Here is a 23,833-nt window from a genome sequence, read left to right as displayed (position 1 = left end):
CATGTCCTTAGCCGTGATTCAGATGGCCAGCCAGGCGGATGTAATGCTCAATCTGGCCCGCGCGCGCGAGTTGCTCGAGCAGGCGGCCGAAGCGGGCGCGCGGCTGGCGGTGCTACCGGAGAACTTCGCCGCAATGGGCCGCAGCGATCTACCGCAACTGGGTCGCGCCGAAGCCGCTGGCGACGGGCCGATCCTGCCCTGGTTGAAACAGGTCGCCCGTGACCTCAGGTTGTGGATCGTGGCTGGCACCTTGCCGTTACCGCCCGACGACGACCCGCAGGGCAAGCCGAATGCCTGCTCGCTGCTGTTCGATGATCAGGGGCAGCGGGTGGCGCGCTACGACAAGCTGCATCTGTTCGATGCGGAGGTCGCTGACAACCGTGGTCACTACCGTGAATCGGACGACTATGCGGCGGGGCAACGGCTGGTGATCTCCGACACACCGGTTGGACGCTTGGGGCTGAGCGTGTGTTATGACCTGCGTTTCGCCGAGCTGTATGGTGCGCTGAGGGCGGCAGGTGCCGAGTTGATCAGCGTGCCGTCGGCGTTCACCACGGTGACCGGTGAAGCGCACTGGGCGACGTTGATTCGTGCCCGTGCCATCGAGACTCAGTGCTATATCCTGGCTGCCGCACAGGGTGGAGAGCATCCTGGTGGTCGCCTCACCCATGGGCATTCGTCTATCGTGGACCCATGGGGCCGTCTGCTGTGCGAGCAGGCGACTGGCGAGGCGGCTTTGGTTGTCGCTCGGGATGCGTCCGAACAGGCTGCCATCCGCCAGCGAATGCCGCTGCAGCGCCACCGCCGATTTTCCGTACCGTGCCTGGCCACGGACCGTTTGGAGTGAATATGAGTGAACTGCTGTTACCTGTCACCGAGCGACTGCTGACACCTGGCGGCCTGGGTATCGATGACCTGCCAGGCTTGCTCGGTGAACTCGCCGGGCCCGGCGTGGATGCGGCGGACCTGTACTTTCAGGATCAGGTTTCCGAGTCCTGGGTGCTCGAGGATGGCATCGTCAAGGAGGGCGGCTTCCATCTGGAGCAGGGCGTCGGCGTGCGCGCACTGTCCGGCGAGAAAACCGGTTTCGCCTACAGCAACGCGATCACTGCCGATGCATTGCGTCAGGCGGCTCAGGCTGCACGCTCCATCGCGCGCAGCGGCCAGCAAGGCCAGGTCAAGGTGCTGTCCAGGGAGGCATTCGCGCCGTTGTACGCGCAGGACAATCCGCTCGACGGGCTCGGCCGTGCCGAGAAAGTCGAGCTGCTCAAGCGCATCGACGTCGCGACCAGGGCGCTGGACCCTCGCATCAAGCAGGTGACTGTAAGCCTGGCGGGCGTCTGGGAGCATATCCTGGTGGCCGGAATGGACGGTGGTATGGCGGCCGACATCCGCCCTCTGGTGCGTTTCAACGTCAGCGTGATCGTCGAGCAGAACGGCCGCCGCGAGCGCGGTGGCCAGGGTGGCGGCGGGCGTACCGGCTACCAGTACTTCCTCAGCGAGGATCGCGCCATGGGCTACGCCCGCGAGGCACTGCGTCAGGCGCTGGTCAACCTCGAAGCGGTGCCGGCACCGGCCGGTTCCTTGCCGGTTGTGCTTGGGCCTGGCTGGTCCGGCGTGCTGTTGCACGAGGCCGTCGGCCATGGCCTGGAGGGTGATTTCAATCGCAAGGGCAGCTCGGCCTACAGTGGCCGGATCGGGCAGAAGGTGGCATCGAGCCTGTGCACCATCGTCGATGACGGTACCCTGGCGGATCGCCGAGGTTCGCTCAGCGTCGATGACGAAGGCACGCCGACCCAATGCACCACGCTGATCGAGAACGGCATTCTCAAGGGTTATATCCAGGACAAGTTAAACGCCCGCCTGATGGGCGTCACGCCGACCGGTAACGGCCGCCGCGAGTCTTACGCGCATCTACCGATGCCGCGCATGACCAACACCTACATGCTGGCCGGCGAAAGCGATCCGCAGGAAATCATTCGCTCGGTGAAGAAGGGCATCTACTGCGCCAGCCTCGGCGGCGGTCAGGTCGACATCACCAGCGGCAAGTTCGTCTTCTCCACCAGTGAGGCCTATCTGATCGAGGACGGCAAGATCACCGCGCCGGTGAAGGGCGCGACGCTGATAGGCAATGGCCCCGAGGTGATGAACCGGGTATCGATGGTCGGTAACGACCTGGCGCTCGACAGCGGTGTCGGCACCTGTGGCAAGGATGGGCAGTCGGTGCCGGTGGGCGTCGGCCAGCCGACCGTGAAGATCGACGAGATAACCGTAGGCGGAACGGGTGCGTGAAGCCGCGGCGAGTGCCAGCCGCGAGCTTCAAGGGTAGAGGTTGAGGTACGGGTTGAGATCGCCGTCAGCGCAAGCCGCGTTTGGCTTCGTCCAGTTCGCGGATGTACTTGAATATCTTGCGGCTGGCGGCCGGCGGCTTGTCGCGCGCCGCCTCGTGCTGGGCGTGGCGGATCAGCCCGCGCAGATGCTGGCGGTCGGTCTCGGGGTATTCGGTCACGAACGCTTCCAGGGTGGCGTCGTCACCGCCGATCAGACGGTCGCGCCAGCGCTCCAGCGCATGGAAGCGCTCGTTGTATTGGCGCGTCGAGGCGTCCAGTTGATCGACCAGCGCGAGAATGGAATCGACATCCTGGTCGCGCATCAGCTTACCGATGTACTGGATGTGCCGTTTGCGCGCGATATGCGCCTTGTGTTTCGGCGCGTCGGCCAGCGCCTTCTGCAACGCGTCGCTCAGCGGCAGGCGAGCGATGAGGTCAGGCTTGAGGGTAGTTAGCCGCTCGCCTAGCTCCTGCAGGGCAAGCAGCTCGCGTTTGACCTGGGACTTGCTTTTTTCGTCGAAATCGTCGGCGTCGGAGTGTTCAGACATGGGGATGGTCCACTAGGAAATGCCGCCATGATAACAGCAGCCCTGGCAGCAGGCTTCAGAGGAGCGGCGCCAGGTTGCAACTTGATTCGATTGCAGTGGTTTGGGAGTGCTTATGAGTGAAGTAGAGGGCATCGGCCCGCACGCGCTGCCCGGTTTGCGCGAGAAGGTCGAGCGCATCATCGAGGAAGCGCGCCGGCAGGGCGCCAGCGCCAGCGAGGTTTCGGTCTCCATGGAGCAGGGGCTGTCGACCACAGTGCGTCAGCGCGAGGTGGAGACGGTCGAGTTCAATCGCGACCAGGGCTTCGGCATCACGCTCTATGTCGGCCAGAGCAAAGGCACTGCGAGCACCACCGGCAGTGGTGACGACGCCATCCGTGAAACCGTAGCCGCCGCGCTGGCCATCGCCAGGCATGCCTCGGAGGACGAATTTGCTGGCCTCGCTGACGCTACGCTGATGGCGCGCGAGCTTCCCGATCTCGATCTTTACCATCCGTGGGCGGTCACCCCCGAGCAGGCCATCGAGCAGGCGCTCAGCTGTGAAGGCGCCGCGTTCGCCTTCGATCAGCGTATCCGCAACGCAGACGGCACTACGCTAAATACCCATCAGGGCTGCCGCGCCTATGGCAACAGCAACGGCTTCATCGGGGGCTATTGCAGCAGCCGTCACAGCCTGAGTTGCGTGATGATCGCCGAGAGCGAAGGGCAGATGCAGCGTGACTATTTCTACGACGTCAACCGCATCGGCGAGGCGCTGCTCGACCCGCAGACCATCGGCCGGCGCGCAGCCGAGCGTGCCGTGCGACGTCTGGGCGCGCGCCCGGTTCCTACCTGCGAAGTGCCGGTACTTTTCGCCCCCGAGCTGGCGACCGGTCTGTTTGGCCACTTCATTGCAGCGATTTCCGGCGGAAATCTCTACCGCAAAGCCTCTTATCTCGAGGATGCCCTGGGCCAGTCGCTGTTTCCCGAGTGGCTGAGCCTTGATGAGCGTCCGCACATCCCGCGAGCCCTCGGTAGTGCCAGCTACGATGGCGATGGCCTGGCGACCTATGCCAAGCCGTTCGTGGAGAACGGCCGACTGCTGTCCTATGTGCTTTCGACCTATTCCGGACGCAAGCTCGGTATGCCCAGTACGGCCAACGCCGGGGGTGTGCACAACCTGTTCGTCAGCCATGGGGACGAGGATCAGGCGGCGTTGATCCGGCGCATGGGCCGAGGCCTGCTGGTGACGGAGCTGATGGGACAGGGCCTGAATCTGGTGACCGGCGACTATTCTCGTGGCGCTGGCGGCTACTGGGTCGAGAATGGCGAGATCCAGTTCCCGGTACAGGAAGTAACGATTGCCGGAAATCTGCGCGACATGTTCCGCCAGATCGTGGCGGTCGGTTGCGATGTGGAAACGCGCGGCAACGTGCGGACCGGCTCGGTGCTGATCGAGCGAATGATGGTCGCTGGCAAGTGAGGCAGGTGCGGCGCGGTCGGCAACGATTCGCGCCGCTGTGGCAAGGTGTCTACTCGCCTTCTTCGAAATAGTCGTCGATCAGCGCGGTCAGCGCGTTCAGTGCGTCCTCTTCCTGTTCACCTTCGGTGTCCAGGTGCACGGTGGTGCCTTTGCTGGCGGCGAGCATCATGACCGCCATGATGCTCTTGCCATCGACCAGCGTGGCCGGACAGCGGCCAACGCGAATCTTGCAGGGGTAGCGATTGGCAACGGCGACGAACTTGGCGGCAGCGCGCGCGTGCAGGCCGAGTTTGTTGATGATGGTGACTTCGCGGGCGGGCATGGTGCAGGTATTCCTAGGCGAGGTCCCGATGACGGACCTGCAGGTTCTTCAGCGGTTCTCTCAACGCCTGGCCTAGCCGTTCGGCTAGGTAGACCGAGCGATGATGGCCGCCGGTGCAGCCGATGGCGATGGTGACATATGCGCGGTTGCTGGCTGCAAAGCGCGGCAGCCATTTGCTCAGATAGCCGTGGATATCTTGGAACATTTCTTCCACGTCAGCCTGGGCGCTGAGGTAGTCGATCACCGGCTGGTCTAGCCCGGAAAAGTCGCGAAGCTCGGCTTTCCAGTAAGGGTTGGGCAGGCAACGTACGTCGAACACGAGATCGGCATCGACTGGCATCCCGCGCTTGAAACCGAATGACTCGACCAGAAAAGCGGTGCCCGGCTCAGGCTTGTTGAGCAAGCGCAACTTGAGCACGTCGCGCAGCTGATAGAGATTGAGATGGGTGGTGTCGATCTTCAGGTCGGCGTGATCGATGATCGCTGCGAGCAGCAACTCCTCATCATGGATCGCTTCGGCCAGAGAGCGATTTTCGTTGGTCAGTGGATGGCGGCGGCGGGTTTCCGAGAAGCGCTTGAGCAGGGTCTCATCGTCGGCATCCAGATAGAGCACATCGCACTGGATGTGCCTGGCGCGGACTTCTTCGAGTAGCTCGGGGAAGCGCTTGAGCTGGCTGGGCAGGTTGCGCGCGTCGATCGACACGGCGACCTGCGGATGCAGCAGCTCAGTGTGCAGTAGGGCGCGCTCGGCAAGCTCAGGCAACAGTCCGGCAGGCAGGTTGTCGATGCAATAGAAGCCGTTGTCCTCGAGCACGTTCAGTGCAGTGCTCTTGCCCGAACCCGAGCGTCCACTGACGATGATCAGCCGCATCTATGCCCCGTTCTGCACGTCGACCACTACCTGGTAGAGGCTTTCGTTGCTCGGCGCCTGGCGCAGTCGTTGGCGTACGTCTTCGCGGTCGAGCATGCTGGCGATCTGGCGCAGCAGTTCGAGATGCTCGTCAGTGGCGGCTTCCGGTACCAGCAGGACGAACAGCAGGTCCACCGGCGCGCCGTCGATGGCGTCGAAATCCACTGGCGTCTGCAGGCGCAGAACGGCGCTCAGCGGCGCATTGCAGCCAACCATGCGGCAGTGCGGGATGGCGATGCCGTTGCCGAACCCGGTCGAGCCGAGCTTCTCGCGCGCGATCAGGCTTTCGAAGATGGTCTGGGAGTCGAGATCGATAAGGTCCTGGGCGATCACCTTGGCGATCTGTTCCAGGACGCGCTTCTTGCTACCGCCCGGGACGTTCACCAAGGAACGCCCGGGGGTGAGGATGTTTTCGAGTCGGATCATATTGGAGTCAGCGGGTGACAGCGCCCTGTGTGTGGTCGAGCTGCTTCTCCTTGTGCTTGATCAACTGGCGATCGAGCTTGTCGACCAGCAGGTCGACGGCAGCGTACATGTCTTCGTGATCGGCGATGGCCACGACTTCGCGGCCTGCGACGTGCAAGGTTGCTTCGGCTTTCTGCTTGAGTTTCTCGACCTGGAGGATCACCTGAACGCTGATGATGCGGTCGAAGTGGCGAGCAAGCCGATCGAATTTCTCCTCGATGTAGTCACGCAGGGCATCGGTTACTTCCAGATGAACACCGCTGATGTTGACTTGCATACTGCTATCTCCTTTGCCTTGTACGAAGAGCAGGTTGGTGGGCCTGCCGCCGGGACAGTTCGACCAGGGGCCAATCACAGTAGACGTTTGCGCTCGCTGGATGGTGCGATACCGAGCGACTCGCGGTACTTCGCAACTGTGCGGCGGGCCACCTGGATGCCCTGCGCCTCCAGTAAACCAGCGATCTTGCTGTCGCTCAACGGCTTTTTCTGGTTTTCCGCGGCGACCAGTTTCTTGATGATCGCGCGGATCGCAGTGGACGAACATTCGCCGCCTTCCGCCGTGCTGACGTGGCTGGAGAAGAAGTATTTGAGTTCGTAGATGCCGCGTGGCGTGTGCATGTATTTCTGCGTGGTCACGCGGGAGATGGTCGACTCATGCATGCCCACCGCCTCGGCGATGTCGTGCAGTACCAGAGGCTTCATCGCCTCGTCACCATGCTCAAGGAAGGCGCGCTGGTGTTCGACGATCTGAGTCGCCACCTTCATCAGGGTCTCGTTGCGGCTGAGCAGGCTCTTGATGAACCAGCGCGCTTCCTGCAGCTGGTTGCGCATGAAGGTGTTGTCCGCGCTGGAGTCGGCGCGTTTGACGAAGCCGGCGTATTGCGCGTTGACGCGAAGGCGCGGCATGGCTTCCTGATTCAGCTCGACCAGCCAGCGATCATTGTGCTTGCGCACGATCACGTCGGGCACCACGTATTCCGGTTCGCTCGCCTCGATCTGCGACCCCGGGCGCGGGTTCAGGCTCTGGATCAGTTCGATGACCTGGCGCAGATCATCTTCCTTGATCTTCATTCGCCGCATCAGCAGGCTGTAATCCCGGCTGCCGAGGATGTCCAGATAGTCGCTGACCAGACGCTTCGCTTCGCTCAGCCATGGTGTGCGGTCGGGTAGTTGGCGCAGCTGCAACAGCAGGCACTCGCGCAGATCGCGTGCGCCGATGCCGGCCGGTTCGAATTGCTGGATACGACGCAGAACGACCTCGACCTCGTCGAGCTCGATTTCCAGCTCGGGATCGAACGAGTCGACGATTTCCTGCAGCGTCTCTTCGAGATAACCCTGTTCATTGATGCAGTCGATGAGGGTGGTCGCGATCAGCCGGTCGGTGTCGCTCATTGGCGCGAGGTTCAGCTGCCACAGCAGATGGCTCTGCAGGCTTATGCCGCTCGACGTCCGGCTGGTGAAATCCCACTCGTCGTCATCGTTGCTGGGCAGGCTGCTGGCGCTGGTCTGGTAGATGTCTTCCCAGGCGGTGTCGACCGGAAGCTCGCTGGGAATCCGCTCGCCCCAGTCGCCGTCGCTGTCGTCCAGGCTGTCACTGCTATGAGAGGGCTCCTCGTAGGTGCTTTCCTGGCTGCTGCTCTTCTCGGTGACGGTGTCGCCTGGCCGTTCAGCGGCCTCGGCCATAGGGTCGGAGCTGTCGAAGTCGTCTCCGTCTTCTTCGCGCTCGAGCATGGGATTGGAGTCCAGCGCCTCCTGGATCTCCTGTTGCAGATCGAGGGTGGATAGCTGGAGGAGCCGTATGGCCTGTTGCAGCTGCGGTGTCATCGTCAGCTGCTGGCCCATCTTCAGGACTAGCGATGGTTTCATGGCAGAGGACTTCGAACCTTTTATGCCGGCGCAACCGCGCCCATTCCGACATGCCGTGCGCGGGGCGCCGGCAGAAAGCAAATTATATGCCTGCCGATGAAGCCTTTGCCTAGAGCCGATTTGCCGAGCCGAGCAAAAAATCCGCCTTACAGGCGGAATTCGTGGCCCAGATAGACTTCCTTGACCAGCTGATTGCTCAGGATGGTCTGCGCATCGCCCTCGGCAATCAGTTGCCCGTCGTTGACGATGTAGGCCGTCTCGCAGATATCCAGGGTCTCGCGGACGTTGTGATCGGTGATCAGCACGCCGATGCCCTTGGCCTTGAGGTGATGGATGATCTGCTTGATATCGCCCACCGAAATCGGGTCCACACCGGCAAAGGGTTCATCAAGCAGGATGAACTTCGGTGCGGTGGCCAGTGCGCGGGCAATCTCCACGCGGCGTCTTTCACCACCAGAGAGGCTCATACCGAGGCTGTCGCGGATATGGTTTATATGGAATTCCTGCAGTAGGCCTTCCAGCGCCTGCTGACGGCCGTTGCGGTCCAGATCCTTGCGGGTCTCGAGAATGGCCATGATGTTATCGGCGACCGAGAGCTTGCGAAAGATCGAGGCCTCCTGTGGCAGGTAGCCAATGCCGGCGCGTGCGCGGCCGTGCATCGGCAGGTGTGTGACGTCTTCCTGATCAATCAGCACGCGGCCCTGGTCGGCATTCACCAGGCCGACGATCATGTAAAAGCAGGTGGTCTTGCCTGCGCCGTTGGGGCCGAGCAGGCCGACGATCTGCCCGCTTTCAATGGACAGGCTGACATCGCGCACGACCTGCCGGCTCTTGTAGCTCTTGGCCAGATGCTGGGCTTTGAGAACGGCCATTACTCGGGCTGCTCCGCAGCCTGACCGTTTTTGCGCGGCTGGATCACCATGTCCACGCGCGGGCGCGGCGTGGTGACATCGGCATTGGTGGCGCGACCGGCGTTGACGATCTGCCGACGGGTGTCATAGACGATCTTCTCGCCTTCGAAGGTGTTGCCTTCCTGAACGACCTTGGCCTGATCGATGAGCACGATCCGCTCGTTGGCGGCGAAATACTGGATGGTCAGGCCGTAGGCTTTGACGATCTCCTTGTCCACCGCAGGCTTCTGCTCGTAGTAGGCCGGCTTGCCGATGGAGGTGAATACTTCGACGTCGCCGTTGTCATCCTGGGTAATGGTCACCGTGTCGCCGGTGATCTTCATCGTGCCCTGGGTGATGACCACGTCGCCGCGGTAGACCGCCACGCCCTGTCGGTCGTCCAGTTCGGCGGTGTCGGCTTGAACGCGGATTGGCTGTTCACGATCCTCGGGAAGCGCCCAGGCGCTGGCGCCAAGCCAGAATGCGCTCAAACCGAGCAGGAGGGGGAGAGTCTTAACGCAGCTCATGCTGGCCTCTTACGTTGGACAGCAGGAGCATCCTGCCGTCATCCATGTACGCTTTCATGCCGGTTGCCGTGGTCACGCCATTGGCGGCCTCGATTCTAACGGCTTGGTTTGTCTCGGCATAATCCTTCTCCGGCCATACCGTCAGGCGGCTGGTGGTCAGGATCGTCGGGCGCCCCTTGGCGTCGGTTCGCTCGACCTTGACCTGATCGATCAGTAGCACCTCGTCGCCTTCGGCCGATACTTCGCCGCGCTCACTACGCACGTGCCACGGCAGTTCGGTGCCGCGATAGGACAGCAGATCCGGTTTGGTCAGCAGGCTGATGTCGCTCGCCTTGATGTGCTCGAGCTTGTCTGCGGTCAGTTCGTAGTTGCGCTTGCCGTCGGGCTGATATTGCACCGTGCGGGAATTGATCACATAGAAGTCGACATCGGGCGTTGCGCCACTGGCGACTGACGGCTCCTGCATGAAGCTTTCGGGCCGGATGTTCCAGTAGCCGACCGCCACCAGCAGGGCGGCGATCAGCGTCAGCAGGACAGCGAAGCGCATTTTGCGAAGCATTCAGACCCCTACAGATATGCGTTTTGCGCGGCGGCCAGGGTGCCCTGCGCGCGCATGATCAGTTCGCAGAACTCGCGTGCCGCACCCTCGCCACCGCGGGCCAGGGTAACGCCATGGGCATGTTCACGAACAAAGGTGTCGGCGCTGGCCACGGCCATGCCGAGGCCTACGCGGCGTATCACCGGCAGATCAGGCAGGTCGTCACCGAGATAGGCTACTTCAGAGTAGCTCAGGCCAAGTTCGGTCAGCAGTTCGTCGAGCACGACCAGCTTGTCTTCGCGCCCCTGATAAAGGTGCTGGATACCGAGGTTCTGCGCTCGGCGCTCTACCACGGGCGTCTTGCGCCCGCTGATGATCGCGGTGCGCACGCCGGAGTTGATCAGCATCTTGATGCCGTGGCCGTCCAGTGTGTTGAACGTCTTGAACTCGCTGCCGTCGGTCAGGAAATAAAGGCGGCCATCGGTGAGCACACCATCGACGTCGAAGATCGCCAGGCGAATGTCGCGGGCGCGTTGCAGCAGCTGTTCGTGCATTACATCACCCCCGCGCGCAGGAGGTCGTGCATGTTCAGCGCGCCAATCGGCAACTCCTGGTCATCGACGACTACCAGCGAACTGATCTTGTGGTCTTCCATGATCTTCAGAGCCTCGGCGGCGAGCATCTCGGCATGGGCGGTCTTGCCGTGCACGGTCATGATCTCGTCGATGCGCGTCTGGCGAACGTCGACTCCCTTGTCCAGTGCACGGCGCAGGTCGCCGTCGGTGAAGATGCCGGCGAGTCGTCCGTCCGCTTCGACGATGACGGTCATGCCCAGGCCCTTCTGGGTCATTTCCAGCAGGGCGTCGCGCAGCGATGTGCCGCGCGGAACCCTCGGCAGGCGCTCGCCGGTATGCATGACGTGCTCGACTTTCAACAGCAGGCGGCGGCCCAGCGCGCCGCCCGGGTGAGAGAAGGCGAAATCTTCAGCAGTGAACCCACGAGCCTCGAGCAGCGCGATAGCCAGGGCATCGCCGAGCACCAGGCTGGCAGTGGTGGAGGAGGTCGGCGCGAGGTTCAGCGGGCAGGCTTCGATGGCGACGCTAGCGTCCAGATTCACCGCAGCGGCCTTGGCCAGCACCGAGTTGGGGTTGCCGGTCATGCTGATCAGGGTGATGCCGAGCCGCTTGATCAGCGGTAGCAGGGTGACGATCTCGCTGGTGGTGCCGGAGTTGGAAAGGGCGAGGACCACGTCGTCCTGAGTGATCATGCCCATGTCGCCATGGCTGGCTTCGGCAGGGTGCACGAAGAAGGCGGCGGTGCCGGTGCTGGCCAATGTGGCGGCGATCTTGCGGCCGACGTGCCCGGACTTGCCCATGCCAACCACGACCACTCGGCCCTTGCAGCCAAGGATCAGCTCGCAAGCCTGCACGAAATCGGCATCGATACGTGCGTTCAACTGCTCAACCGCTTCTATTTCCAGGCGGATGGTGCGTTGCGCGGTTTCGATCAATTGGCTGCTCTGGCTCATGGCTGGCGAGGTCGTCCGATTAAAAGGCGGCGATTATAGCGAGAATCCGTTGCGGGCTCATGGAAAATGTCGGCACATCACTGTGGGCCGGCACAATCAATTTGATCAGCCTGAGCTGAACCGAAGCTGAACGGGGCGTCGCTCGTCATCTGCCGAAACGCTCATCGGTTGGGCGGCCTCTGGCGCGATGCTATAGTGCGCCGCCGAAAACGGTCAGGGCAGAAAGTATCCCAGCGTCATCGGGAGCCGTCTGTTTCGCAGACTGCATGCAAGGAGACCAGATGAGCGCCTGCAATGACTTCGCCGTCGAGCTGAAGGGAGTGACCTTCAAGCGAGGCGAGCGCAGTATTTTCAACGATGTCGATATCGCCATACCGCGAGGGAAGGTTACGGCCATCATGGGGCCGTCCGGTTGTGGCAAGACGACGCTGCTGCGCCTGATCGCTGCGCAGCTGATGCCGTCGCGTGGTGAAGTCTGGGTGGCGGGCAATAATCTGCCGAGCCTCTCGCGCAGCGAGCTGTTCGACATGCGCAAGCAGATGGGTGTGCTGTTCCAGAGCGGGGCACTGTTCACCGATCTCGACGTGTTCGAGAACGTTGCGTTTCCGCTGCGGGTGCATACCAAGCTCCCAGACGAGATGATCCGCGACATCGTGCTGATGAAGCTCGAAGCGGTAGGGCTGCGTGGCGCCATCGAGCTGATGCCCGACGAGCTGTCCGGCGGTATGAAGCGGCGTGTCGCGCTGGCGCGGGCGATTGCTCTGGATCCGCAGATTCTGATGTATGACGAACCCTTTGCCGGACAGGATCCGATTGCGATGGGCGTCCTCGTGCGGCTGATTCGTCTGCTCAACGACGCGCTGGGCATCACCAGTATTGTCGTCTCGCACGATCTGGCCGAAACCGCGTCCATTGCCGACTACATCTACGTGGTTGGCGATGCCCAGGTGCTTGGCCAGGGCACGCCGGCGGAGCTGATGGAGTCGAACAATCCGCGCATCAGGCAATTCATGACGGGGGCAGCCGACGGGCCGGTGCCATTCCATTTTCCTGCTCCGGCCTATGCCGACGATCTACTGAGAGGCACCGATGCGTAAGCGTTCGTTGTTGGATCGGATTGCCCTGCTCGGTCGCGCCGGACTGGATGTGCTGGCAGCCCTGGGGCGCTCGACGATATTTCTCGTGCATGCGCTGTTCGGGCGAAGCGGGCTGCGTAACGGTTTTTCGCTGCTGGTCAAGCAGCTCTATTCGGTTGGTGTGCTGTCACTGGCGATTGTAGTTGTCTCCGGCATCTTCATCGGCATGGTGCTGGCGCTGCAGGGCTACAACATTCTCAGCAGCTACGGCTCCGAGCAGGCGGTTGGGCAGATGGTCGCACTGACCCTGTTGCGCGAGCTCGGTCCGGTGGTTACTGCGCTGCTGTTCGCCGGGCGTGCCGGCTCGGCTCTGGCGGCCGAGATCGGCAACATGAAGTCGACCGAGCAGCTCTCGAGCCTGGAAATGATCGGAGTCGATCCGCTCAAGTACATCATCGCGCCGCGCCTCTGGGCCGGTTTCATCTCGCTGCCGCTGCTGACGCTGATCTTCAACGTGGTCGGTATCTGGGGCGGAGCGATGGTGGCGGTGGAGTGGCTCGGTGTCTACGAAGGCTCGTTTTGGGCCAACATGCAGAACAGTGTCGACTTCAGTTCCGATGTGCTCAACGGCGTTATCAAGAGCGTCGTCTTTGCGCTGGTAGTGACCTGGATCGCCGTGTTCCAGGGCTACGATTGCGACCCGACCTCCGAAGGTATCAGCCGTGCCACCACCCGGACTGTGGTTTACGCCTCGCTGGCGGTGCTCGGCCTAGATTTCATTTTGACCGCGTTGATGTTTGGAGATTTCTGATGCGTATCCGCACACTGGAAATGGGTGTCGGGCTGTTCCTGCTTGCCGGGCTGCTGGCCTTGCTACTGCTGTCACTGCGTGTCAGCGGGCTGAGCGTTACTGATGCCGACACTTACAAGCTGTATGCCTATTTCGACAATATTGCCGGATTGACTGTCCGATCCAAGGTGACCATGGCTGGCGTGACCATCGGCAAGGTCACCGCGATCGACCTGGATCGTGACAGCTACACCGGACGAGTCACGCTGGAAATCCAGCAGGATGTCGACATCCTGCCGGCCGACTCGACGGCTTCGATCCTTACCGCAGGGCTGCTGGGTGAGAAGTACATCGGCATCAGCGTCGGCGGTGAGGAGGAGTTGCTCGCCGATGGCGACACCATTCAGGACACCCAGTCCTCGCTTGTGCTCGAGGATCTGATCGGCAAATTCCTGCTCAACTCGGTTAACAAAGATTGAAGGAGATGCACATGATGACTGCCTTGCGCCGCGGCCTGCTGATTCTGTTGGCCGTTCTGCCCATGTTCTCCCACGCTGCGCTGACAGCCCACCAGGTCATTCAGCAGACCACCGATGAGTTGCTGGCCGATCTGAAGGCCAACAAGGAGCAGTACCGCAACGATCCGGCGGCTTTCTATGACTCGCTGAACGAGATTCTCGGCCCGGTCGTCGATGCCGAAGGCATCTCGCGCAGCATCATGACCGTCAAATATTCGCGCAACGCCTCGGCAGAGCAGATGACGCGCTTCCAAGAGAATTTCAAGCGCAGCCTGATGCAGTTCTATGGCAACGCCCTCTTGGAATACAACAACCAGCAGATCCGCGTGCTGCCGTCGAGCGGCAAGGCAGATGACAAGCGCACCAGCGTCGGCATGGAGGTGGTAGGGCGCCAGGGCGAGATCTATCCGGTGTCCTACACCATGGTCAACGCCGGCGAGTGGCGAGTGCGCAACGTGATCATCAATGGCATTAACATTGGCAAGCTGTTCCGCGATCAGTTCGCCGATTCCATGCAGCGTAACGGCGGCGATCTAGACAAGACCATCGATGGTTGGGCCGAGGTGGTGGCGCGAACCAAGGACACCGAGGCCGGTCAGCAGGCCGCAGGCGATGAGTGAGGCGCGTATCGAACGTGGTGCCGAAGGCGAACTGCGCATGATTGGCGTGCTCGACTATAGCAGCGGGCCCGCGCTGCGCGAGGCCGGGCGAGCGCTGATCGCGGACAGCCGCTCGGCACTGATGCTGGATTGCTCGGCGGTCGAGCGGTCCAGCAGTGTCGGGCTTTCTCTCCTACTGGCCTTCATGCGCGATGCCAAGGCTGCCGGCGTCGAACTGCGCGTCACTGCGTTACCTGACGATATGGAAAAGATTGCCAAGGTGTCCGGCTTGCTGGATATCCTGCCGCTGGAAGCATCCCGGGTCTGAAAGGAATATCCGTATGAAACTGCGCTGGGCGGAAGAGCTGCGCGATAGCGTGCATGAGCTCGCCGAATCGCTGGGCAATCTGCTGGTCGAGACGTTCCACTACCTGGCGCTGTTTGCGATCGGCGCTGTGACGGCCTGGGCGGCGGTCATGGCCTTTCTCGGCATGGTCGAGAAGGGCCATATCACGGTCGATGACATCCTGCTGCTGTTCATCTACCTCGAGCTGGGTGCGATGGTCGGGATCTATTTCAAGACGAACAGGGCCATTTCTAACACACCCTTTCGTGCGAGCGGCTGGCAAGGTTAGGTTTCTTAGAGAACCAGTGGCGTCTTAGGTGACTAACTATGAAGTGGGCAGATAGCAGTCGTAAGCGGATGCATGAGCGTGCAAACTCGTTAGGGAACCTGCTGGTTGAAGGGTTTCACTATCTTGGCTTGTTTGCGATTGGAGCAGCCACTGCTTGGGCCTCGGTGGCGGCGTTCGTGGCTATGTTTAACAAAGGCCACGCAAGCATAGATGACATTCTGTTGCTCTTTATCTATTTGGAATTAGGAGCAATGGTAGGAATTTATTTTAAGACAAATCATCTTCCAATTAGATTTCTGCTCTATATCGCTATAACTGCATTGACAAGATATTTGATTGGTGATGTTTCTCATCATCCAAAACCGGATGTAGGGCTTCTATATCTATGTGGTGGCATTTTCTTTTTGTCGCTTTCAGTGTTGGCTGTCAGATTTGCCTCCTACAAATTCCCTTCAAGCAAGGTTTTGAATGCTATGGGCGATGATGTTGGAGACCGCGTTTAGGTAGATAGAAGTTCATGGATGGTGCTCCTTGGCAAAAGCTTCTAAGCGACACGATTTCAAAAAACAAGTGATACTTCTTCTTAAGAGTAGGGCTGGTGATATCTGCTCTAACCCTACTTGTCGGGTTCATACTCTCGGTTCAGGTTTTCTTGCTGGAAAGTCAGTAAGCATAGGAGTGGCTGCACATATTTACGCAGCCTCGCCGGGCGGCCCCAGATATAGCGATGGAATGTCTGAGGAGCTACGGAGGTCTTATGAAAATGGTATCTGGCTGTGCCAAACCTGTTCTAGGCTGATTGATGTAGATGAGCATAGATTTCCTGCAGAGGTTTTATTGGCATGGAAGGCTGAGGCAGAAGAACGCTCACTGAGGTCTGTGGGGCAGAGATCAATAACTCAGCAAGAGAAGGAAAAGGCTGTAAGGGTCGCTTACGGTCAGGGGGTTTTGGAATACTCTTCTGGTAGTGTCGAGGTTGGCTCGGTTGCCAAGGTGTTAGAGGGATATGAGCAGGGGCTATCAGAGCTGGATGAAAGATTCGAAGTGATAGTGGAAAGTGCTACTGCTACTGGCGTTTCGCATCGTATTAGTCCCAAGAATGGTCATAGTCCAACAGTCAGTCTTTCCGTGTGCGACGTTGGCGGTTCTTGGAGCGGTTTGCGGCGTTTGGAAGACTTCGGTGAGGCAGTTGAGATAGATGGGCGTGCTGTTGAATTTAAAGGGTCAGAGCTGTTTGAACACCTGTCAAGAAATATCAGGAAGGGTGGTAGCCTAACTATCGCAGGCATTGGGAAAAAGATTGAGACTTATGTACTGCTTCGGTCGGAAGATGCTGGTGATTACGAGTTGGCTAGTTTCGAATCAATCATGCACTCTGGGGCAAAAGGGATATCCATAAGTGGGAGCGCATTGGGAGGGATTATTAAGGTTCGTGTCGTCTCGGAGTTGGCGGTAGGCACAAATCTCGATGTGAACTATTCCGTGGAACCGTGGCTGGGTCGACGCTTGGATAAGCTGTCATATTTTCCAAAGCTGTCTAGGGCAAAAGATTTTTTAAAGCGGAATGCTGATGCACGGCTCGTTGTTGAGTTTTACTATAAGGGGAGTCCTATCGTTTTTGATTCCCCGGATATTGAAAAGCAAGCCGAATTTCTAGATCAACTTTTTTATATTTTAACCTTGCTGGAATCTTGTCGGATTCTAGCGGCTAGATTTTCTGACTCATTGATTCTAAAAGATTTCAGTGTCAGCGATTTTGAATCTGATCAGATAACTAAGTATAGTTCTTTGATCGGTGGGGTTGTTAATGCTGTGCCGGCTGGTCGTAAAATTTGCGAAGGGATATTGTTCAGTGGTATCGAAAGAACGCTGGATGATTGGGGCGACTCAGGAAAGGGGTGGGTTAGGTTTAAAGAGAATCCTAGCGATAGTGCTATCAATGTTTTAGGAAATAATGTTCTTCCGCCTCCTGTCTTAGGGACTTTGCATCGATTTGAGATTGCTTTGTTCTGCAAGCTTAAATCAAAGGGGTCGGGTGAAATTAGTTATGTGGTTAGTGCAGTGGACGGCTCTACGATTGAGTGGTCTTTAGACAGCGAGAGACCTTGGGTATTGATGCCCGGCTAGGTTGTCTAGTTTGTTGCTTAGCGGCTACTATGAACCGCAATCCGGTGTAAATAACCGATCCAAAAATGTGGTTTTTGGTCAATTGCGTTAGTCAAGACCAACCACATGCCGGTGCGATTCCTGATCTACGTGGCGATTACCGCGCTGACCCGCCTGTTGATCTCCGATGTTTCCCACCACCATCGTCCTGACATGGGCGTGGTCTACGTATCCGGTGCGATCCTGCTTCTGGCGTTGGCGATTCTGGTGGTGCGCTTCGCCTCCTCACGCTTTCCCGCCGTGCAAAGCGATAGCGGTCGGCCACGCCATTCGCGTAGCCGTGACCAGGGCGCCGAGACGCTCGATTGAGACATCTCCGTTGGTTCGGCGAGGTTCGGGGTTCGCAGCCTTCGGGCTTTTTTGTATGATGATCGGCCCGCGCGCGTCCTGCGCCGATCGAGGTTGAACATGCAGGCCCTAGAAGTGAAGAATTTCCTGGAAGAGAAGATTCCAGGTGTCCAGGTAGAAGTGGAAGGCGAAGGCTGCAACTTCCAGCTCAACGTGATCAGTGACGAGCTGGCCGGTCTGAGCCCGGTCAAACGCCAGCAGCAGATCTACGCCCACCTCAACCCCTGGATCGCAGATGGCAGCATTCACGCCGTCACCATGAAGTTCTTCAGTCGCGTCGACTGGGCCGGGCGCGCCTGATCGCTGGCGGCCAGCACCTCCACTCATTCCAGGCAGAGCGCGTCGAATTGACTGCGCCGCCCCCTTCGGCAGTGCTTACAGCCTGCGGCTTACGGGAATACTCATGGACAAACTGATCATTACCGGCGGTATTCGCCTCGATGGCGAGATTCGCATTTCCGGTGCGAAGAACTCCGCCCTGCCGATTCTGGCCGCCACCTTGCTGGCCGACACCCCTGTCACGGTATGCAACCTGCCGCACCTGCACGACATCACCACGATGATCGAGCTGTTCGGTCGCATGGGCGTGCAGCCGGTCATCGACGAAAAGCTCAGTGTCGAAGTGGACGCCAGCAGCATCAAGACGCTGGTTGCGCCCTATGAGCTGGTGAAGACCATGCGCGCCTCGATCCTGGTGCTCGGCCCGATGGTCGCGCGTTTTGGCGAAGCCGAAGTTGCCTTGCCCGGCGGTTGCGCCATTGGCTCGCGGCCGGTCGATCTGCACATCCGTGGTCTCGAAGCCATGGGCGCGCACATTGACGTCGAAGGTGGCTACATCAAGGCCAAGGCGCCTGCCGGTGGATTGCGTGGTGCGCATTTCTTCTTCGATACGGTAAGTGTGACCGGTACCGAAAACATCATGATGGCCGCCGCGCTGGCCAACGGCCGCAGCGTGCTGGAAAACGCCGCGCGTGAGCCCGAGGTGGTTGACCTGGCCAACTTCCTCAACTCCATGGGTGCTAAGGTTTCCGGTGCCGGCACCGACACCATCACCATCGATGGGGTCAAACGTCTTGGCGGTGGTCGCTACAGCGTAATGCCCGACCGTATTGAAACCGGGACCTATCTGGTCGCGGCGGCTGCCACTGGTGGCCGTGTTCGCTTGAAGGATACCGACGCAACGCTGCTCGAAGCTGTGCTGCACAAGCTGGTTGAGGCTGGCGCGCATATCGATACCGGTAGCGACTGGATCGAGTTGGACATGAAGGGCAAGCGGCCAAAGGCAGTCAACGTGCGGACTGCACCATACCCCGCGTTTCCGACCGACATGCAGGCGCAGTTCATTGCGCTGAACGCCATTGCCGAAGGCACCGGCACGGTGATCGAGACCGTTTTCGAGAATCGCTTCATGCACGTCTACGAGATGAACCGCATGGGCTCGCAGATTCTGGTCGAAGGCAATACCGCCATTGTCACCGGCGTCGAGCGTCTCAAAGGTGCGCCGGTCATGGCGACCGATCTGCGCGCGTCGGCAAGCCTGGTCATCGCCGGCCTGGTTGCCGAGGGCGATACGCTGATCGATCGCATCTACCACATTGATCGTGGCTACGAGTGCATCGAAGAGAAGCTGCAGCTGCTGGGCGCGAAGATTCGCCGCGTGCCGGGCTAGGTTTTCGCGAGACGGATGGCTAGCGGGCCCTTGACTAGCGAGGGCCCACCCGAGGTTCCAAAGGAAATGTGCTCCATGCTTACCATCGCCCTGTCCAAAGGCCGCATCCTCGACGATACCCTGCCGCTGCTCGCCGCAGCTGGCATCGTGCCCACCGAGAACCCGGACAAGAGCCGCAAGCTGATCATCCCGACCACTCAGGATGATGTGCGTCTGCTGATCGTCCGCGCTACCGACGTGCCCACCTACGTCGAGCATGGTGCGGCCGATCTCGGCGTCGCCGGCAAGGATGTGCTGATGGAGTACGGCGGCCAGGGGCTGTACGAGCCACTCGATCTGCGCATCGCCAACTGCAAGTTGATGACCGCCGGCAAGGTCGGTGCGCCGGAGCCCAAGGGCCGCCTGCGCGTGGCGACCAAGTTCGTGAATGTCGCCAAGCGCTACTACGCCGAGCAGGGCCGCCAGGTCGACATCATCAAGCTGTACGGCTCGATGGAGCTGGCGCCGCTGGTGGGGCTGGCGGATAAGATCATCGACGTCGTCGACACCGGCAACACCCTGCGTGCCAATGGCCTGGAGCCCCAGGAACTGATCGCACACATCAGTTCGCGGCTGGTGGTGAACAAGGCTTCGATGAAGATGCAGCACGCGCGCATCCAAGCGCTGATCGATACCCTGCATACGGCGGTTCAGCAGCATCAGCATTGATGCGTTTCGCGGTCCCCGCCGCGCCTGCCTATCCGTGCCATAGCTGAAATTCTCAGGTGCCCGCACGGTGGGCTTGATATTCTAGCGGCGCCTGAGAGCCCGGCCTGCGCTTCGTGCCATTGCAATGAAGCAGGCCGCTTCCGATGCCTAGCCAACCATGAGGCCCGCTATGACCGCTCCCTCCGCCATCCGTCGACTCAACGCTGCCGATGCCGACTTCGCACGTCATCTGGATCATCTGTTGAGCTGGGAAAGCGTTTCCGACGATGGCGTAAACGAGCGAGTGCTGGAGATCATCAAGGCTGTACGCGAGCGCGGCGATGCTGCGCTGGTCGAGCTGACCCAGCGCTTCGATGGACTACAGGTCGCCTCCATGGCTGATCTGATCCTGCCACGCGCACGTCTGGAGCAGGCCCTCGAGCGGATTACCCCGGAACAGCGCGAGGCCCTCGAAATTGCTGCCGAGCGGGTGCGCAGCTATCACGAGCGGCAGAAACAGGACTCCTGGACCTATACCGAAGCCGACGGCACGGTGCTGGGGCAGAAAGTCACCCCGCTGGACCGCGCCGGTCTCTACGTGCCGGGCGGCAAGGCATCCTATCCATCGTCGGTGCTGATGAACGCCATTCCGGCCAAGGTTGCTGGTGTGCCGGAAGTGGTCATGGTCGTGCCTACCCCGCGTGGCGAGCTCAATGAGTTGGTGCTCGCGGCGGCCTGCATTGCCGGCGTCGATCGGGTCTTCACCATCGGTGGCGCTCAGGCAGTCGCGGCGCTGGCCTACGGCACCGAGAGCGTGCCTCCAGTGGACAAGATCGTCGGCCCCGGAAACATCTATGTGGCTACCGCCAAACGCCATGTGTTCGGCAAGGTCGGCATCGACATGATCGCCGGCCCGTCGGAAATCCTGGTGGTCTGCGACGGCCAGACCGACCCGGACTGGATCGCCATGGACCTGTTCTCCCAGGCCGAGCATGACGAGGATGCCCAGTCGATTCTGGTCAGCCCGGATGCCGCCTTCCTTGATCGCGTCGCCGAAAGCATCGCCCGCCTGCTGCCGACACTGGAGCGTGCCGATATCGCCCGTACCTCCATCGAAGGCCGTGGTGCGCTGATTCAGGTGGCCGACATGCAGCAGGCGATCGATGTCGCCAACCGCATCGCGCCTGAGCACCTGGAGCTTTCGGTCGCCGAGCCGGAGCAATGGCTGCCGCAGATTCGGCATGCCGGCGCGATCTTCATGGGGCGTTACACCGCCGAGGCGCTGGGCGATTACTGCGCTGGCCCGAACCACGTGCTGCCGACCTCGGGCACGGCGCGCTTCTCCTCGCCGCTGGGTGTGTATGACTTCCAGAAGCGCTCGTCGATCATCAATTGCTCGGCCGAAGGTGCCTCGACGTTGGGCAAGGTGGCGTCGGTGCTGGCTCGAGGCGAATCGCTGACGGCGCATGCGCGCAGCGCCGAGTACCGCATCAAGAGCTGACGCTGGGCGGCCGGCACGGACTGGCTCATGCCCGTTCGCCGTCGCCACTCGGCAAGGCGTTTTGAACTATCGCCTCACGACCAACCGATCAATTTCGAGGAGAGAAGGGCAGATGAGCAAATTCTGGAGCCCCTTCGTCAAGGACCTGGTTCCCTATGTGCCGGGTGAGCAGCCCAAGCTGAGCAAGCTGGTCAAGCTCAACACCAACGAGAACCCCTATGGCCCATCGCCACGTGCGATCGCCGCGATGCAGGCCGAGCTCAACGACGGTCTGCGGCTGTATCCGGACCCGAACGGCGAGCGGCTGAAGCACGCCGTGGCCGAATATTACGGCGTGTGCCCAGCTCAGGTCTTCGTCGGCAATGGCTCGGACGAAGTGCTAGCCCATGCCTTTCATGGTTTGTTCCAGCATGACCGCCCGCTGCTGTTCCCTGATATCAGCTACAGCTTCTACCCGGTGTATTGTGGGCTGTATGGCATCGCCTACGAAACCGTCGCGCTCGATGAACAGTTCCAGATCGATGTGGCCGATTACAACCGGCCGAACGGCGGCATCATCTTCCCCAACCCGAATGCGCCGACTGGCTGCCTGCTTCCACTTCAGGCGATCGAGCAGCTATTGCAGGCGAACACTGAATCCGTGGTGCTGGTCGATGAGGCCTATGTGGATTTCGGCGGTGAGTCTGCCATCGCATTGGTGGACCGTTATCCGAATCTGCTGGTGACGCAGACGCTGTCCAAGTCGCGTTCGCTGGCCGGTCTTCGTGTGGGGCTGGCGGTCGGCCATCCGGATCTGATCGAGGCGCTGGAGCGGATCAAGAACAGCTTCAATTCCTACCCGCTGGACCGTATCGCCATCGCCGGCGCCGCGGCGGCGTTCGAGGATCGCGCCCATTTCCAGCAGACCTGTCAGCAGGTCATCGACAGTCGCGAGGCGGTAGTCACGGCGATGCAAAGGCTGGGGTTCGAGGTTCTGCCATCGGCGGCGAACTTCATTTTCGCACGTCATCCGCAGCGCGATGCGGCCGAGGTGGCCGCGAGCCTGCGCGAGCAGGGCGTGATCGTGCGGCACTTCAAGCAGCCACGTATCGAGCAGTTCTTGCGTATCACCATCGGTACGCCGGAGCAGAATCACGCGCTGTTGGCTGCGCTCGGCTGACGCTGAGTCTGGTTTGGGCAGGCTTACTGCCTGCCCTTGCCGACCAGGTGGTGGAGGGGGCGCAGCATGTTGCTGCATTTCCCTCGTTTGGCAGGAGCGTCATCGCTATTTCGGCGCCGCGTTCACCGGTGGGCGCATGCCAACTTCGGCGGTAAGGGTCAGTGGCTTGCCATTGCGCAGGATGTCGATGTCGATGTTCTCGCCTGGGCGCGCGCGGGCGACCTGATTCATCGAGCTGCGTCCGTCGGCCGACTGCACCCCGTCGATGCTCAGGATCAGGTCGCCTGGCTGAAGCCCGGCACGTGCCGCCGGGCCGTCGCGGTAGACACCCGCCACCACGATTCCCGGTCGTCCTTCCTGACCGAAGGACTCCGCGAGCTCTTGGGTCAGCGACTGCACCTCCACGCCCAGCCAGCCACGGATCACCTGGCCGTGCTCGATGATCGACTTCATCACTTCCAGTGCCAGCTTCACCGGTATCGCGAAGCCGATGCCCTGCGAACCGCCGGATTCGGAAATGATGGCGGTATTGATGCCGATCAGGTTGCCGCCGGCATCCACCAGCGCGCCGCCCGAGTTGCCGCGGTTGATTGCAGCGTCTGTCTGGATGAAATCCTCATAGGTATTCAGGCCCAGCTGGTTGCGACCGGTGGCGCTGATGATGCCCATGGTGACCGTCTGGCCAACACCGAAGGGATTGCCGATCGCCAGGGTGACGTCGCCGACACGTATGCGATCGGAATGGCCGAGCGTTATGGCCGGCAGGTCGGCCAGGTCGATCTTCAGCACGGCAAGGTCGGTCTCGGGATCGCTGCCAATCACCCGGGCGAGCGTTTCGCGGCCGTCCTTGAGGGCCACGACGATCTGCTCGGCGTTGGCGGTCACATGATTGTTGGTCAGCAGGTAGCCTTCGGAACTCATGATCACCGCAGAACCGAGACTCGACTCCATGCGCCGCTGCCTGGGCAGGTTGTCACTGAAGAAGCGTTGAAACAGCGGGTCTTTGGATAGCGGTTGCTGCTCGGTCTTTTCAATGACCTTTGTGGTGTAGAGGTTGGCGACTGCTGGCGCAGCCGTGGCCACCGCGTTGGCGTACGAATAAGGGCCCTGCTGCGGTGCGCTGGCAACCAGCGGTGCCTGCTGTAGCCCGATGTCGTGCTCCTTTATACCCACCAGCTGCGGATAGCGCTGGATGATCAGCAGTGCTACGAGCAGGCCGACCAGCAACGGCCAGCCGAGAAAACGTAGGGCATTGAACATCGCGCAGGGGTCCGGACAGAGTTGCGGGCGCGTGGAGCGCCC

27 protein-coding genes and 2 pseudogenes are annotated in these 23,833 nt (G+C 60.7%); 17 read left to right on the top strand and 12 right to left on the bottom strand.

The genetic code is table 11. The features are described from left to right. The first annotated feature begins 1 nt into the window (after position 1). Both BM275_RS03290 and tldD read left to right on the top strand, forming a co-directional pair. Positions 2-847, top strand: a complete 846-nt coding sequence (locus tag BM275_RS03290) for a carbon-nitrogen hydrolase family protein (RefSeq protein WP_090519265.1) — start codon at positions 2-4, stop codon at positions 845-847. Between the two features lie 2 nt (positions 848-849). Then, on the top strand, positions 850-2,292 hold the full coding sequence (tldD, locus tag BM275_RS03285; protein WP_090519263.1) for a metalloprotease TldD: 1,443 nt from the start codon (positions 850-852) through the stop codon (positions 2,290-2,292). A 64-nt stretch (positions 2,293-2,356) separates the two neighbouring features. On the opposite strand, the gene yjgA is transcribed toward tldD, so the two are convergent. Further along, the gene (gene yjgA / locus BM275_RS03280) at positions 2,357-2,878 is read right to left on the bottom strand and encodes a ribosome biogenesis factor YjgA (RefSeq protein ID WP_090519261.1); all 522 of its coding nucleotides are present in this window, start codon (positions 2,876-2,878) and stop codon (positions 2,357-2,359) included. A 112-nt stretch (positions 2,879-2,990) separates the two neighbouring features. Here yjgA and pmbA point away from each other — a divergent pair, with 112 nt between their 5' ends. Continuing rightward, positions 2,991-4,337, top strand: a complete 1,347-nt coding sequence (gene pmbA, locus BM275_RS03275) for a metalloprotease PmbA (protein WP_090519259.1) — start codon at positions 2,991-2,993, stop codon at positions 4,335-4,337. A gap of 49 nt (positions 4,338-4,386) precedes the next feature. On the opposite strand, the gene BM275_RS03270 is transcribed toward pmbA, so the two are convergent. The 10 genes from BM275_RS03270 to BM275_RS03225 form a co-directional block, all read right to left on the bottom strand. Continuing rightward, complete coding sequence (locus BM275_RS03270; RefSeq protein WP_014821387.1) at positions 4,387-4,659, bottom strand: HPr family phosphocarrier protein; 273 nt, start codon at positions 4,657-4,659, stop codon at positions 4,387-4,389. Positions 4,660-4,672: 13 nt separating this feature from the next. Next, a complete protein-coding gene (rapZ, locus tag BM275_RS03265) occupies positions 4,673-5,530 on the bottom strand; it encodes an RNase adapter RapZ (protein WP_014821386.1) in 858 nt (285 codons plus the stop codon). Then, positions 5,531-5,995: a PTS IIA-like nitrogen regulatory protein PtsN gene (ptsN, locus tag BM275_RS03260; RefSeq protein WP_014821385.1), complete on the bottom strand. Its 465-nt coding sequence runs from the start codon at positions 5,993-5,995 to the stop codon at positions 5,531-5,533. Positions 5,996-6,002: 7 nt separating this feature from the next. After that, on the bottom strand, positions 6,003-6,311 hold the full coding sequence (gene hpf / locus BM275_RS03255; RefSeq protein WP_003302844.1) for a ribosome hibernation-promoting factor, HPF/YfiA family: 309 nt from the start codon (positions 6,309-6,311) through the stop codon (positions 6,003-6,005). Between the two features lie 74 nt (positions 6,312-6,385). After that, a complete protein-coding gene (locus BM275_RS03250; protein WP_014821384.1) occupies positions 6,386-7,900 on the bottom strand; it encodes an RNA polymerase factor sigma-54 in 1,515 nt (504 codons plus the stop codon). A gap of 146 nt (positions 7,901-8,046) precedes the next feature. Continuing rightward, entirely contained in the window at positions 8,047-8,772 is a 726-nt protein-coding gene (gene lptB / locus BM275_RS03245) for an LPS export ABC transporter ATP-binding protein (RefSeq protein WP_090519257.1), read from the bottom strand. Next, positions 8,772-9,317 carry a lipopolysaccharide transport periplasmic protein LptA gene (lptA, locus tag BM275_RS03240; protein WP_003302840.1) on the bottom strand — a complete coding sequence of 182 codons (546 nt, stop codon included), beginning with the start codon at positions 9,315-9,317 and terminating at the stop codon, positions 8,772-8,774. The genes lptB and lptA overlap by 1 nt, the downstream gene beginning before the upstream one ends. After that, positions 9,304-9,876, bottom strand: a complete 573-nt coding sequence (gene lptC, locus BM275_RS03235) for an LPS export ABC transporter periplasmic protein LptC (RefSeq protein ID WP_003302839.1) — start codon at positions 9,874-9,876, stop codon at positions 9,304-9,306. Before lptC ends, lptA begins: the two co-directional genes overlap by 14 nt. 8 nt (positions 9,877-9,884) lie before the next feature. Beyond that, entirely contained in the window at positions 9,885-10,409 is a 525-nt protein-coding gene (locus BM275_RS03230; protein ID WP_041014836.1) for a KdsC family phosphatase, read from the bottom strand. Next, positions 10,409-11,383, bottom strand: coding sequence for a KpsF/GutQ family sugar-phosphate isomerase (locus tag BM275_RS03225; protein WP_023445913.1), 975 nt, complete (start codon positions 11,381-11,383; stop codon positions 10,409-10,411). The genes BM275_RS03230 and BM275_RS03225 overlap by 1 nt, the downstream gene beginning before the upstream one ends. Before the next feature lie 281 nt (positions 11,384-11,664). On the opposite strand from BM275_RS03225, the gene BM275_RS03220 reads away from it, so the two are divergent. The 14 genes and pseudogenes from BM275_RS03220 (at position 11,665) to hisC (ending at position 22,531) form a co-directional block, all read left to right on the top strand. Further along, positions 11,665-12,480, top strand: a complete 816-nt coding sequence (locus BM275_RS03220; RefSeq protein WP_014821380.1) for an ATP-binding cassette domain-containing protein — start codon at positions 11,665-11,667, stop codon at positions 12,478-12,480. Further along, positions 12,473-13,270, top strand: coding sequence for a lipid asymmetry maintenance ABC transporter permease subunit MlaE (gene mlaE, locus BM275_RS03215; protein ID WP_003302833.1), 798 nt, complete (start codon positions 12,473-12,475; stop codon positions 13,268-13,270). Before BM275_RS03220 ends, mlaE begins: the two co-directional genes overlap by 8 nt. Beyond that, entirely contained in the window at positions 13,270-13,728 is a 459-nt protein-coding gene (gene mlaD, locus BM275_RS03210; protein ID WP_014821378.1) for an outer membrane lipid asymmetry maintenance protein MlaD, read from the top strand. Before mlaE ends, mlaD begins: the two co-directional genes overlap by 1 nt. Before the next feature lie 11 nt (positions 13,729-13,739). Next, positions 13,740-14,387: an MlaC/ttg2D family ABC transporter substrate-binding protein gene (locus BM275_RS03205; protein ID WP_090519254.1), complete on the top strand. Its 648-nt coding sequence runs from the start codon at positions 13,740-13,742 to the stop codon at positions 14,385-14,387. Further along, complete coding sequence (locus BM275_RS03200) at positions 14,380-14,694, top strand: STAS domain-containing protein (protein WP_090519252.1); 315 nt, start codon at positions 14,380-14,382, stop codon at positions 14,692-14,694. The genes BM275_RS03205 and BM275_RS03200 overlap by 8 nt, the downstream gene beginning before the upstream one ends. A 13-nt stretch (positions 14,695-14,707) precedes the next feature. Next, positions 14,708-14,953 (top strand): annotated as a pseudogene (locus BM275_RS03195) (phosphate-starvation-inducible PsiE family protein); the annotation flags it as partial. An 86-nt stretch (positions 14,954-15,039) separates the two neighbouring features. Then, positions 15,040-15,504 carry a phosphate-starvation-inducible protein PsiE gene (locus BM275_RS03190; RefSeq protein ID WP_090519249.1) on the top strand — a complete coding sequence of 155 codons (465 nt, stop codon included), beginning with the start codon at positions 15,040-15,042 and terminating at the stop codon, positions 15,502-15,504. Positions 15,505-15,532: 28 nt separating this feature from the next. After that, positions 15,533-17,128, top strand: a complete 1,596-nt coding sequence (locus tag BM275_RS22030) for a hypothetical protein (RefSeq protein ID WP_139229566.1) — start codon at positions 15,533-15,535, stop codon at positions 17,126-17,128. Between the two features lie 93 nt (positions 17,129-17,221). After that, a pseudogene (locus BM275_RS03185) lies at positions 17,222-17,476 on the top strand (phosphate-starvation-inducible PsiE family protein); the annotation flags it as partial. A 99-nt stretch (positions 17,477-17,575) separates the two neighbouring features. Beyond that, a complete protein-coding gene (locus BM275_RS03180) occupies positions 17,576-17,815 on the top strand; it encodes a BolA family protein (protein WP_014821376.1) in 240 nt (79 codons plus the stop codon). A 103-nt stretch (positions 17,816-17,918) separates the two neighbouring features. Continuing rightward, positions 17,919-19,184 carry a UDP-N-acetylglucosamine 1-carboxyvinyltransferase gene (gene murA, locus BM275_RS03175; RefSeq protein ID WP_023445909.1) on the top strand — a complete coding sequence of 422 codons (1,266 nt, stop codon included), beginning with the start codon at positions 17,919-17,921 and terminating at the stop codon, positions 19,182-19,184. A gap of 75 nt (positions 19,185-19,259) precedes the next feature. Then, positions 19,260-19,892 carry an ATP phosphoribosyltransferase gene (gene hisG / locus BM275_RS03170; RefSeq protein WP_003302822.1) on the top strand — a complete coding sequence of 211 codons (633 nt, stop codon included), beginning with the start codon at positions 19,260-19,262 and terminating at the stop codon, positions 19,890-19,892. Between the two features lie 169 nt (positions 19,893-20,061). Further along, positions 20,062-21,372, top strand: a complete 1,311-nt coding sequence (gene hisD, locus BM275_RS03165) for a histidinol dehydrogenase (RefSeq protein ID WP_023445908.1) — start codon at positions 20,062-20,064, stop codon at positions 21,370-21,372. Between the two features lie 112 nt (positions 21,373-21,484). Next, positions 21,485-22,531, top strand: coding sequence for a histidinol-phosphate transaminase (hisC, locus tag BM275_RS03160; RefSeq protein ID WP_090519248.1), 1,047 nt, complete (start codon positions 21,485-21,487; stop codon positions 22,529-22,531). Between the two features lie 105 nt (positions 22,532-22,636). Here hisC and algW read toward each other — a convergent pair whose 3' ends face one another. Then, a complete protein-coding gene (algW, locus tag BM275_RS03155) occupies positions 22,637-23,791 on the bottom strand; it encodes a Do family serine endopeptidase AlgW (RefSeq protein ID WP_090519247.1) in 1,155 nt (384 codons plus the stop codon). Positions 23,792-23,833 lie beyond the last annotated feature (42 nt).

Origin of the sequence: Stutzerimonas kunmingensis (assembly GCF_900114065.1) — a bacterium.
Lineage (GTDB): Bacteria > Pseudomonadota > Gammaproteobacteria > Pseudomonadales > Pseudomonadaceae > Stutzerimonas > Stutzerimonas kunmingensis.
The sequence above is the reverse complement of the archived record's forward strand: the minus strand, read 5'-3'. Positions and strand labels throughout refer to the sequence as shown.